The organism is Prosthecobacter sp., assembly GCF_020439865.1.
In the GTDB taxonomy this organism is placed as follows: Bacteria; Verrucomicrobiota; Verrucomicrobiia; order Verrucomicrobiales; family Verrucomicrobiaceae; genus Prosthecobacter.
In genome coordinates this window covers 1-12,056 of record NZ_JAGRPF010000126.1, presented here as the reverse complement: position 1 = coordinate 12,056, position 12,056 = coordinate 1, and the positions used below count along the sequence as shown (strand labels likewise).

Below are 12,056 nucleotides of genomic sequence, written 5' to 3'. Positions count from 1 at the left end.
CCTATCGCGCCTCTGACGGCCGTTTCTGTTTGATCGACTTCGAACTTGCCACCATTCTCGACCAGCCGACCAAGCCCGCCGAATGAGCGACCCCAGCCCGCCCCAACCACCCAACGGAGTCCGTTGGTCCGGAATGACCCATCGGGGACGCGTGCGCCAGAACAATGAGGACACCTTCCTATGCCTGAACTTCGACTCCCGCGAGGTTCGTTATCTCGGCAAGGTCGGTGAAGCCACTCTCGACCATGGTGATTTCGTCTTTGCCGTGAGCGACGGCATGGGCGGGGCGAAGTCGGGGGAATTTGCCAGCAAGATCGCCGCGGAGAAGATCACCCGCCTCCTCCCGCAAAGCTTCAAGCAGTCCGCTCAGAACATCTCCGCAGGACATGGGGATGTCTTGACCGAGTTGTTCCATCGCATTCATCAGGAACTGATCAAACTGGGACGCCACTATGAAGAGTGCCGTGGGATGGGCGCCACCCTCAGTCTGGGATGGTTTACCCCGGGCTGGATGCACTTTGCCCATGTCGGTGACAGCCGCATCTATTGGCTGCCTAAATCGGGCCCCATGAAGCAGCTCACCGACGACCACACCTACGTCGGGTGGTTGCGGCGGAAAGGCGAGCTCAACGAACGCCAGGCACGCACACATCCGCGCAAAAGTGTGCTCATGCAGGTTCTCGGTGCCGGCCGCCAGTCCCTCGACCCGCAAATCGGCTCAGTCAGCTGCGAGAGCGGTGATCACTTTCTTTTTTGCACCGACGGGGTCATCGACGGCATCTGGGATCACCGGCTGGCCGACATGCTGGCCAAGGATGACGCCAAAACCATTGTCGAATATGCCGTCTCCGAATCGGGGCGGGACAATGCGAGCGCCGTTGTCGTCGAGATGCTCTGAGCGGCCGCAACATCGGTCCACGCATCCCCAACGCATGCGGAGCGGGGCAGCTGTAATTCGACGATGTTAAGGGACCAACCATGAAACACAACGATCCCATCACCCACCTCATGTCCCGCAACGTGATCACCGTCCACCACGGCGACCCGATTTCCAAAATACGCTCTCTCGTGCGTGAGCATGGCATCCATCACATTCCCGTCGTTAATGGAGACCAGCTTGTCGGCATTATCACCTGGAGCGACATCCTCCGGGTGAGTTTTGGCGACGCCTTCCGCACAGACGAGCGCGCCGTGGACGCCACGCTCGACCACACTTTGACACTGGAACAGGTGATGCAGAAGAACCCAGTCTCCCTGCCTGAAACAGGAACCGTTCGCCAGGCCGCCGAACTGCTCGCGGGCGGCAGCTTTCATTCTCTGCCCATTGTTTCCGGCGGAAAACTTGTCGGCATCGTCACCACGACCGATCTGATCAAATACCTTCTGGATCAGTTCTGATCAGCATTGCTCTTTGCTGTGCGTCGATAGATGGGATAGGCTGCAGGCGCATGTCCCGGCGCTGCAGTCTATTTTCCGTCATCACCACCGTTCTAGTGTTCCCCGTTGTAATTTTCGCAGCTGGGTTGGAGGACAACGCTGACTACGTATCTGCCAGACAGGCGCTGGCAGACGGACTGCCCGGCGTCGCCGGAGTCAAGGCAGAGCGCCTGCTCAAACGCAAAGGCTGGACGCGCGTCGAGACCCGCCAGCTCGCCACCTTCGCCGCCGAAGCCTGGACGCGCGCCGAGGACGGCGCCCGCGTGCTGGCTGTGGCAGACGCCTACGATCTCGATGACGAGATCTTCTGGCGGGGACAAGCTCTCACACTGACCGGGAACCTGCAGGCCGCACGCAAAGTGCTGATCGAAGACGGCCAGTCCCCCCATCAACCGCGCACCCGGCTCCTGCTCGCACAAATTCTGGCCGCACTGGGTGAAAATGCGGAGGCGCAGACCGAGCTCGAACCACTTCTGGCTGCACCGGAAGAACCGCTTCACACTCATGCACAGCTGCTCCTGAGTGAGATTAACATCAACGAAGGTAAAACCTCGGTGGTCATCCCCGCCGCGAACCACGACGCCGCCACCAACTACCTGCGTGCCCGTGCGTTGCTGCAAAGCGGCCAGATCGCCCCAGCACAGAACATGCTCAAAGCAGTCCTGTCCGCCACCAATGGTGGCGAACGCCTGCACCATGCTGCCCTGGTGCTGCAGGCCGAGGCGTTGCTTAAGCAAGACCGGGCCTCCGAATCACAAGACCACCTCCTGAAGTTTCTCGATGCCACCGCAGACAGCCGTCTGTGGACTGAAGCCTTTGATCTGCTCAACCGGGCGCATCATGAGCTCAAGGAGCCTTCCCCGTTTCCAGAAGTGGTGCTGCGCTGGATTTCTGCAGGCAATGCTGCACAGCAGCAGCCAGATCCCTCCCCGGTTCTCTCTGAAGCCACCATCGAATTCCGCGGCCACGCCATTTATCTGACGGCCCAGTGGCTCGCCGCAGAAAAAAGAGATGAAGAGTCGACCAGCTTTCTTGAGACACTGATCCAACTCCACCCCGGTCACCCGCGCCTTGGCGACGCGATGAGCCTGGCCATTGAGATCTACGCGAGTCATCACAATGATGAACGCGTTCTTGCTCTCGCCACTGAGTGGCGTGAAAGATTTGGCACTGCCTCGGCATCGGTCGATTTTTCCGCGGGCAGCATTCTCTTCAGTCGCGGCGAGCGTCTGCGTGCGTTGCAGTTGTTTCAAAACGCCGCCAACGTCGCGACTACGCTCACGGAACGCCGCCGAGCGTTGTTCAACGCCGCCGTGACTGCCATCCTCTCGAGCGACTACACTCTCTATCAAAGCCTGCTCGGACAGCTCGAGATCGTGTCAAACGCCGCGGCGGCTGGCAAAGAAAGCGGTGATTCCGCCGCTTCGCTAGAGCTCGAAAAGGCCCTGTTCCTCGCAAGTGAACGCAAACCTGAAGCAGAGGCCGCCCTGCGCGCCTTCATTCGAAACCACCCGAAACACCCGCGCTTTGCTGACGCCTGCATCGCGTTGACCGAATGGATGCTCCTTGCCGTTCCGCCGCGCATTCAAGATGCGCAGACGACACTCGACTCCGCCACCTCCACGTCTACCGAACTCGTCCCCGCTCAGTTGCAGCGCATCGACTACACCCGGCTCTGGCTGCGTGATGCCGCAGGTGACCTCAAGTCACTCGTTAACGAAGGAGCCGAATTCATCAAAGCGTGGCCGGAAAGCCCCCTGCTGCCCGAGGTCCGTCTAAAAATCGCCAGCGCCTACTACCGCTCCGAAGACTTCGCCAACGCCCGCACGGAGTTCGAAATCATCGCGCGCGAATATCCCGACACTCCACAGGCGGAAACTGCGCTCTACTTTGCCGCCATGTCAGCCACCTCGGTGATGAGTGTGGAGGGCCGAAAACGTGCGCTCGAGATCTGGGAGGAACTCGCCAAGAAAAACAGCACGCTCGCCGTCGCCGCCCGACGACAGCAGGCGCTTTCCGAACGTCTTCAAGGCGATCACGTCGCCGCCCTCGCCGCCCTGGACAAAGTGCTGTCCATGAAATCGCTCGATCCGGAACAGCGTCGCATGACGATCTGTGAAAAGGCGGAGGTGCTGCTCCTGCTCGGCAAAACCGAACCTGCACGGCTGGATTCCGCCGCAGATCTGCTCGATGAATTCCTTTCCGACCACTCTCTTCCGTTCATGTGGAAGGCCCGCGCCGGATTCACCCTCGCGACCGTTCATTCCGACGCCAAGCATGATACCGAAGCCCTCGAAGCCTGCTACAACGTGCTGCGCGCCGCCGACATGACTCCGCCTGCAAGTCCGGCGGACTATGTCTGGTTTTCCAAGGCCGGCTTTTTCGGTGTCGATCTTCTCGAAGCATCACGTCAGTGGGAGGCTGCGGCACGCCTCGCCGAGCAGATTGCCCGGCGCCCTGGTGACCGTTCACTTGAAGCACGCGAACGCGCCACGAAGATCCGGCTCGAACACTTCCTGTGGGATGGCCCAGCCCCCACTCCGCCCAAAGTTCTCCCTCTTGAAGACAAACCCGAGGAGAAGCCTACGAGCACCGACAAAGCGACCTCGAAGAGCACAAAAAAGGGTTCGCGTTAGGCGATCAGGCCGTGCTTAACCTCGCCATACACATCAGTGAGGCGGAAGTCTCGTCCGGCGTAGCGATAGGTTATTTTTTCGTGATTCAGACCGAGCAGGTGCAGCATCGTCGCGTGCAGATCATGCAGATGCACCTTGTCCTGTTCCGCTCTCGCACCCGTTTCATCGGTGCTGCCAAAGCGGATGCCCGGTTTCACGCCACCACCGGCCAGCCACATCGAGAATCCAACGTTGTTGTGGTCGCGACCGTTGTTCTTGTTCAGCAACGGCGGACGTCCAAACTCCCCGCCCCACAGCACCAGCGTGTCTTCCAGCAGTCCGCGCTGCTTCAAATCCGTGAGCAATGCACCAAAGGGTTGATCGGTTTCCAGTGCATGCTGAGGATGGCCTTTGAAAATGTCCGTGTGATCATCCCAGAACTCGTGGTTCACCTGAATGAATCGCACGCCTGCCTCCGCAAACCGTCGCGCCATCAGACATGCACGTCCGATCTGGTCGGTCGGTTTTCCATCACCGATGCCGTACATTTCCTGCGTCGCGACACTTTCCTGATTCAAGTTCATCACCTCCGGCATCTCGCGCTGCATGTTAAACGCCAGTTCCGCCGATGTGATCAAGCCCTCCAGTGCCTCGTTGCTTCCATCCTGCGCCAGCTTCTGCCGGTTCAACGACTGCACCAGGTCAAGCTGACGCCGCTGCGCCGCCACATCCAGTCGCGCGTTGTTCATGAACGGAAGCTGGATGTCCTTCAGCGGTGTCGCAGGAAAGCCCGGACTCGCCCCGTTGCCACGGTCCTGCCCGATCGGCGTGCCGGCGCACACGGCCGGCAGAAACGCGCTGCCGTGTTTTAACGGACCGCCGCCGGAGAACGAAGGATTGATCGTCACGAAACCCGGCAGGTTTTGATTCTCCGTCCCCAGGCCATACACGCACCACGCGCCAACGCTCGGCCGCGTGAAGGCGAAACTGCCCGTGTTCATCTGCAGAATCGCCTGCGGATGCGCATTGTGGTCGGTGTGCATTGAATTGATCACGCACAAATCATCCGCATGCCGCGCCATGTTCGGCAGCAGATCGGAAACCAGCATCCCGCTCTGTCCGCGCGGCTTGAACTTCCACGGCGACTGGTAAAACACCGTCGGGCTGTCCTTCGCCACCGGCACGCCGTGCTGCTTCGTCAGCGCCGGCTTGAAATCAAACGTGTCCACCTGCGACGGCCCGCCCTGCATGAACAAAAAGATCACCCGCTTCGCTCGTGCTGGAAAATGCGTCTTCGTCGGCACCAGCGGATTCACCATCGCCGCCTGCGAGTTGCTGCCAAACAATCCACGCAATGCCAACATACCAAACCCCGCGCTCGAAGCGCTCAGAAGATGACGGCGGGTGGGGGCAGGATTCATCGTCGCTTCAGTAAACGGTTTGAAATTCGCCGCTTTGCATCACGGCATGGCAGAGCTGGGCCCAGCCTTCAGCATTGTCGCCGACGGTCGTGATGAATCCACGCAGCGTTTGCAGTTCCTGCGCCGTCGGTTCACGGCAGCAGGCCATCTTCCAGGTACATACGATTTTTGCATCAACGGTCGGCCCGGTGACACGCTTCGCGAAGTTCTGCGCCTGCTCCATGACTTGGTCGCTGTTCATGAGCAGCAATGACTGCACCGGCGTGACGCTGGCGGAACGGTTACCGATCACGAGACCGGGATCGGCGGCGTTGAAGCACTGCATCATCGGCAACTGTGCGCCGCGCACGATGGGCAGGTAGATGCTGCGATGCGTGGTGTCGTCCTGAAGATCACTGAGAAAATGCTTCCGCCCCACCTCGCGTCCCTGCGGCGTAACTGCCTGCGCCTTGTCGGCCACCGGCGAACCCTCGCGCGGTGTCAAATCGAGCGTACCGCCGAGGAAGAGAATTGCATCGCGCAGCGGCTCGGCTTCGAGGCGCTTCCGATTCGCGCGCCAGAGCAGAAGATTGGAGGGATCCCTGGCCTGCGCCACTTCGGAACGCGTGCTGGAACTCATCCGATAGGTGCGAGAGAGCACCAGTTCGCGAATCAACGCCTTGATCGACCATCCCTCCTGCACGAACCGCACCGCCAGATCATCGAGCAGTTCGGGATGCGAAGGTTTCATGCCCAAGCGGCCAAAATCATCCGGTGAATCGACCAGACCACGTCCAAACAGATGCAGCCACACGCGGTTCACGATCACGCGTGCGGTTAGCGGATTCTGCGGGCTCGCAATCCAGTCGGCAAGCTGCCGCCGTCCGCTCTCCTTCGGACCGATGGGCGCCAGCTTGACCGGAACGGCCGACAACGCGCCACGCTTCACCGGGGCGAGCGGCTTTTTGATCTCGCCTTTGTCATACACCGGACAGTCGATCGGCGTTTCGCCATCCCGCACCGACATGCCGAATAATGGAGGCGGCGGAGCGCTCTTTTGTTTTTCGGCGAGCTGCTTTTGCCGTTCGCTTACATTTTTGTCAAGCACCGTGAGTGTGCTCATTTTCTCCACCATCTCCTTCGGCATCACATCGGGAGCTTTGGACGCTTTGGCAGGATCAAAGCCGGCTTTGATCAGTTCTTCGCGCATCGTGTTGCGCTTCTTCGCCATCTCCTGGTAGTCCTTCTGCATCTCAGCGAGGTCTTTCTCGTGCTGCTTCACCGATGCGAGCCGCTGCATGCCGTCGCGTCCCAGGGGCATCGCCTCGGCCTCTTTCTTCACATTGTTTGTTTCCACGCCAGAGAGATTCTGCGTGCTGCGGAAGATTCCCGCCAGCGCGTGGTAGTCGGCCGTCGGGATGGGATCAAACTTGTGATCGTGGCAGCGTGCGCAATTCGCACTCAAGGCCAGAAACGCGTGACAGGTCGCGTCGATCTGATCATCGGCCACGTTCATGTCGTAGAGTGTCATGTCCTGCTCTCCGAGGGACTTCACGCCGACATTGAGGAAGCCGGTGGCCAGCAGTTGATCATCATGCCGCGCCGGATCGCGTGCCGGCGCCAGCAAATCGCCCGCAATCTGCTCACGGATGAATTCATCGAACGGCGTATCTCGATTGAACGCGCGCACGACGTAGTTGCGGTAACGCCACGCCAGCACGTAGGCCATGTTGCGCGTGTTGCCGCTGGTCTCCGCATAACGCGCGACATCAAGCCAGTGCCGGCCCCAGCGCGCGCCGAACTCGGGCGAGGCGAGCAGTTTGTCCACCACGGCGCTGAACTTCGACAGGTCAAAGCTCTCGATCTCTTCCAGAGGCGGCGGCAGACCGGTCAGATCAAAGTGCAAGCGGCGCAGCAACGTCGCCGCATCTGCATCTTCGTTCGGCGCGAGCTGTTCCTGCTCCAGCCGCGACAGAATGAAATGATCCACACGCGATTGCGGCCACTGCCGATGTTTCACAAGCGGCAGCGGTTGCCGGGCGAATGGCTGCAGCGACCACAACGGCTTCGTCGAAGGCACGACGGCAACAGCCAGCACAGGCAGCAGGCAAAGCCAGGCGGTGAAGCGCGAAATCACGTTCCGAATACGTCCCGGCCCCTTCATTCTTGACCCGGCTCATGAAAAACATCTTGCATGATCGCCCGGCATCCCACACACTTCCCTCCGTTCCAAGTTCTCTCAACTTGGTGAACACTTGGTGTTGTTCCCGGCAGGATTGCCGAAGTTTCCCCGGCCTTGGTGCTGATGAAACGCGACCCCGCACTCGCTGCGCGGCCGTCATTCCTGAAGGAGCTCACCGCGGCAAGGCCGCTCCCCCCCCTACATTTCTCCAAACCACACCGCACGGATGGCCGCCGTCATGGCCGCATTGTGCGCTGCATACCAACTGACATCGCTCTCATCATGGCAGGCCACAACAAATGGTCCAAAATCAAGCGCGGCAAAGCCATCACTGACGCCAAGCGCGGCAATGCCTTCAGCAAGCTGTCGAAGGAAATCACCCTGGCCGCGAAAGCCGGCGGCGGCAGCCCCGACATGAACGCCCGCCTGCGCAGCGCCATCCTCGCCGCGCGCGCCGCCAACGTCCCCAATGACAACATCGACCGCGCCATCAAAAAAGGCACCGGTGAACTCGGTGGCGCACAGATCGAAGAAGTCCTCTACGAAGCCTACGCTCCCGGCGGTGTCGCCATGATGATCGAAATCGTCACCGACAACCGCAACCGCAGCTTCAACGACATCCGCGTCCTGCTTTCCAAAAACAGCGGCACGCTCGCAGACTCCGGCAGCGTCGCCTACATGTTCACCCGCCGCGGCGAAATCCGCCTCGACAAGACCGCCGCCACCGAAGATCAGATCATGGAAGTCGCCCTGGATGCGGGCGCCGAAGACATCCAGGAAGACGGTGACGACTGGGTTGTTTACACCGCCACGGACCAGCTCTTCCAAGTTGCCGGAGCCATGCGTGAAAAGGGCCTCGCCTCCCGCTCGCAGAAGCTCATCTACCAGCCGCAGACCACCGTCACCGTGAGTGATGTGGACACGGCGAAGTCTCTCATTCGTCTCTACGACATCCTCGACGACTACGACGATTCGCAACACATCCACGCCAACTTCGAAATCGACGACGCCATCGCCGACCAGCTCGAGTAACCCCCATTTCCCCCTATTTTATGTCCGAAGAACTCATTGCCGAGGTCGAAGAAACCAAGCCCAAGCGGAAAGCACCGGCCAAAAAAGCCGCTGCTAAAAAGACCGCCGCCAAGAAAGCCCCCAAGGCCAAAGCCGCTGCCGCGTCTGACGCAGCTGCTCCCAAAGCCAAAGTCGCTCGGAAAACCGCGAAGAAGAAGGCTGAGCCTGTCGAGCTCCCCGAGCTGGCATTGAACGAAACCGAATCTCCGGCTCCCGTTGTTTCCGCACCCGCGGAACCCGCTGCCGAAGTCCCGGCTCCGGCCCCCGAAGTTCCCGCGCCCGTCGCGGCAAGCCCATCCGCGCCTGCCGCCGACACACCCGCACCAGCCGAAGCAGCAACCGGCACCGACGAATCGGATGCTGACGACGAACAGAACGACAACGCCGGTGAATCAGGCAATGCCGGTGGAGAAAACAACGGTTTGCCGCGCTACACCGTCCTCGACGAAAACGGCCAGCCACGCCCGATGACGGCCAAGGAACGTCGCAAGGCCAAATTCGAACGCTGGAAGCAGCGTCGTGCCGAGCGTGACGCTCAGCGTCGTGCCGGTCGCGAACCCGGAGGCCAAGGCGGCGGACAGCGTGAGCGTGATCCATCTCAACAATCCCAGGGTGGTCAAAACTACGAGCCTCCGCAAGACAAGCCGCTTGGACCGCCGGAACCGGCGAACGGCATTCTCGAAATGTCTCCCAAGGGCTATGGATTCCTGCGTCGTCGTGAGATGTCCTTTGCCCAAAATCCGCAGGACGCCTTCATCGCTCCGGAGTTCATTCGCAAATACGGCCTGCGTGAAGGCATGCAGATTGTCGGCGTGCAGTGCAAAGGCCAGCGCGGCCCGCAGATCACCGAAGTCACCGAGGTCAACGGCCGCAATCCGCTCGCCATGCGCGACCTGCCGTTGTTCGAAGAACTCAAGGCGGTGAACCCGAACAAGCGCTACCAGCTTGAGACCGTCAAAGACCGCCTCACCACGCGCGTCATCGACATGATGACCCCCGTCGGCCGCGGCCAGCGCGGATTGATCGTCGCCGCGCCACGTGCGGGCAAGACCACCATCCTTCAGCACATCGCCGAAGCCGTCGTGACCAACCATCCCGGCACGCATCTCATGATCCTGCTCGTCGATGAGCGCCCGGAAGAAGTCACCGAATTCAAGCGCATCCTGCCGCAGGCCGAAATTTACGCCAGCAACAACGACCAGGACGTGAAGAACCACACGCGCATCTCCATGTTCGCCATCGAGCGCGCCAAGCGCCTCGTCGAATGCGGTGAGCACGTCTTCATGCTCATGGACTCCATCACGCGCATGGCCCGTGCCTTCAACAACACCGCCAAGAGCGGCGCCACCATGAGCGGTGGTGTCGGTGTCGGTGCGTTGGAGATTCCGCGCCGCCTGTTCGCCGCCGCGCGCAACACGCGCACCGCCGGCTCGCTCACCATCCTCGGCACCGCGCTTGTCGAGACCGGCAGCCGCATGGACGACCTCATCTTCCAGGAGTTCAAAGGCACCGGCAACATGGAGCTCGTGCTCGATCGCAAGATCGCCGAGCAGTTCATCTTCCCCGCCGTGAACATCTTCAAATCCGGCACGCGCCGCGAAGAGCTGCTCCTGCAGGCCTTCCAGCTCGACAAGATCCACATGCTGCGCCGCGGTCTCGCTGGTCACAAGCCGGTCGAAGCCATCCAGCGCGTCATCTCCCTGCTCGAACGCTACCCCAGCAACGCGCAAATGCTCGTCGATCTGCCCAGCAAGAGCTAGCGTCCCGCACTCTGTGGCATTCGTTGTTCTGGTTTCGACACTTCACACGCCATGCCTCCTGATCCTGAAATCCAAGTGGATGAGGTGCTGCCGCCGCAGATCAATCCGATCGCGTCGAAGCTCGCTGCCAGCAAGGATCCCGTGGATCACGCCGCCGCGCGCATCCTCGCGAAGTATCTCGACGAACTGCTGCGTGTTCCCGGCACGAACGTCAAAATCGGCCTCGATCCCATCCTCGCACTGATTCCCGGAGTCGGCGACACCGTCGCGTCAGGCGCAGGCGTCATCATTCTGCTCGAGGCGTTGCGCAGCGGCATCTCCATTCCGGTTTTTCTGCGCATGATCGTGAACATGGGCATCAACTTCCTCGTCGGCCTTGTTCCCGGTGCTGGTGCCGTCGCCTCCGTCTTCATCAAGTCGAACAGCCGAAATCTCAAGCTTCTCACCACCTGGCAGGAGGGAAACAAGGACCAGGTCAAGCGCAGCACCCTGCGCTTCTTTGTCGGCATCTTCCTCCTCGTCGCCATGATCGTCCTGTTCATCGCCATCGGCTGGGCGTTTTATGCGTGGCTGTTTTACAGCCTGTTGCAGAACATCGCTCAAGCGCTTGGTGTCCAGAGCGTCTGATCCCACGTTGTTTCCCATCATGCCCAAGCCCGCACTCCACTCGATAGCCCCCGATTTCACTGCGCCTGTCGTCGGCGGCGGTCACAAGGACGGGGACAACGTGACACTGAGCGAACTCAAGGGACAGAACGTGGTGCTCTACTTCTACCCGAAGGACGACACACCCGGCTGCACGAAGCAGGCCTGCGGGCTGCGTGACGGGTGGAAGGCGATCTCCCAAAAGGCGCTCGTGTTTGGGGTGAGCACGGACTCGATCAAGCGTCATGCCAAGTTCATCCTGAAGCACGAACTCCCCTTCCCTCTGATCGCAGACGAGGATCACACGATTGTGAACGCCTACGGCGTGTGGGTGGAGAAGAGCCTGTATGGCAGGAAATACATGGGCACCGAGCGCAGCACCTTTGTGATTGGAAAGGAAGGCAAAATCTCCGCCATCCTCGAGAAAGTGAAGCCTGAGGCGCACCTGGAATCCGTGCTGGCGGCACTCTGACCGCCGCGCTCGAAGCAACGGAATTTTCGCCATTAATCGCCAGCCATGGGCTGCCATGAACATGGCTGCGTCGAGCCCTCGCAAGTATTGGCGTCGTTTCGAGAGCCGTCCGGACGATTCCCGTCTCCGTGAGCGGGCAAATGGGACCCAAGGGAGAACGACCCATCGTGGCGTTCACGCTCCAAAGGTTGGCACAGTGGCCGTCGGTCAACGCATCGACGTGGGCATGAACCGCATACTGGGCTCACTTCGTTCCATGAAATACGGCGAAGACAGGCATTTACGCCCTCAGTCTGAGGCCCTTGGCCATGCAACCATACTGTAACAGTGATGCTCTCGCCGGTGGGCCGGTGGCATGGCATAACAGCGCTCGTTCGAGTTCGGCTGCATCAAGCAGTTTCGCCCGAACCTCTTAACCCACTGAACAACTACCCACATGATCAAACCAGCTAAACAACTCATCCTGGGCTCGAT

General features: G+C 60.4%; 9 protein-coding genes. 7 read left to right on the top strand and 2 right to left on the bottom strand.

The genetic code is table 11. The features are described 5' to 3' along the window. Positions 1-151: 151 nt before the first annotated feature. The 3 genes from KDL09_RS14920 to KDL09_RS14910 all read left to right on the top strand — a co-directional run bounded on the left by KDL09_RS14920 (position 152) and on the right by KDL09_RS14910 (position 4,073). A complete protein-coding gene (locus KDL09_RS14920; RefSeq protein ID WP_294386612.1) occupies positions 152-898 on the top strand; it encodes a protein phosphatase 2C domain-containing protein in 747 nt (248 codons plus the stop codon). Positions 899-978: 80 nt separating this feature from the next. Beyond that, on the top strand, positions 979-1,398 hold the full coding sequence (locus KDL09_RS14915) for a CBS domain-containing protein (RefSeq protein ID WP_294386609.1): 420 nt from the start codon (positions 979-981) through the stop codon (positions 1,396-1,398). 50 nt (positions 1,399-1,448) lie between these two features. Continuing rightward, complete coding sequence (locus KDL09_RS14910; protein ID WP_294386607.1) at positions 1,449-4,073, top strand: tetratricopeptide repeat protein; 2,625 nt, start codon at positions 1,449-1,451, stop codon at positions 4,071-4,073. On the opposite strand, the gene KDL09_RS14905 is transcribed toward KDL09_RS14910, so the two are convergent. Beyond that, positions 4,070-5,473, bottom strand: coding sequence for a DUF1501 domain-containing protein (locus tag KDL09_RS14905; protein ID WP_294386605.1), 1,404 nt, complete (start codon positions 5,471-5,473; stop codon positions 4,070-4,072). The two genes, KDL09_RS14910 and KDL09_RS14905, sit on opposite strands and share 4 nt — an antisense overlap. A 7-nt stretch (positions 5,474-5,480) precedes the next feature. Then, the gene (locus KDL09_RS14900) at positions 5,481-7,589 is read right to left on the bottom strand and encodes a DUF1549 and DUF1553 domain-containing protein (protein WP_294386602.1); all 2,109 of its coding nucleotides are present in this window, start codon (positions 7,587-7,589) and stop codon (positions 5,481-5,483) included. A 327-nt stretch (positions 7,590-7,916) separates the two neighbouring features. Here KDL09_RS14900 and KDL09_RS14895 point away from each other — a divergent pair, with 327 nt between their 5' ends. Genes KDL09_RS14895 through bcp form a run of 4 tightly spaced genes read left to right on the top strand, consistent with a single transcriptional unit; the run spans position 7,917 to position 11,582 of the window. Further along, positions 7,917-8,666 carry a YebC/PmpR family DNA-binding transcriptional regulator gene (locus KDL09_RS14895; protein WP_294386599.1) on the top strand — a complete coding sequence of 250 codons (750 nt, stop codon included), beginning with the start codon at positions 7,917-7,919 and terminating at the stop codon, positions 8,664-8,666. Positions 8,667-8,686: 20 nt separating this feature from the next. After that, positions 8,687-10,465, top strand: a complete 1,779-nt coding sequence (rho, locus tag KDL09_RS14890) for a transcription termination factor Rho (RefSeq protein WP_294386597.1) — start codon at positions 8,687-8,689, stop codon at positions 10,463-10,465. A 51-nt stretch (positions 10,466-10,516) separates the two neighbouring features. Then, the gene (locus tag KDL09_RS14885) at positions 10,517-11,092 is read left to right on the top strand and encodes a DUF4112 domain-containing protein (RefSeq protein ID WP_294386595.1); all 576 of its coding nucleotides are present in this window, start codon (positions 10,517-10,519) and stop codon (positions 11,090-11,092) included. Positions 11,093-11,111: 19 nt separating this feature from the next. Continuing rightward, positions 11,112-11,582: a thioredoxin-dependent thiol peroxidase gene (bcp, locus tag KDL09_RS14880; protein ID WP_294386592.1), complete on the top strand. Its 471-nt coding sequence runs from the start codon at positions 11,112-11,114 to the stop codon at positions 11,580-11,582. Positions 11,583-12,056: the final 474 nt, after the last annotated feature.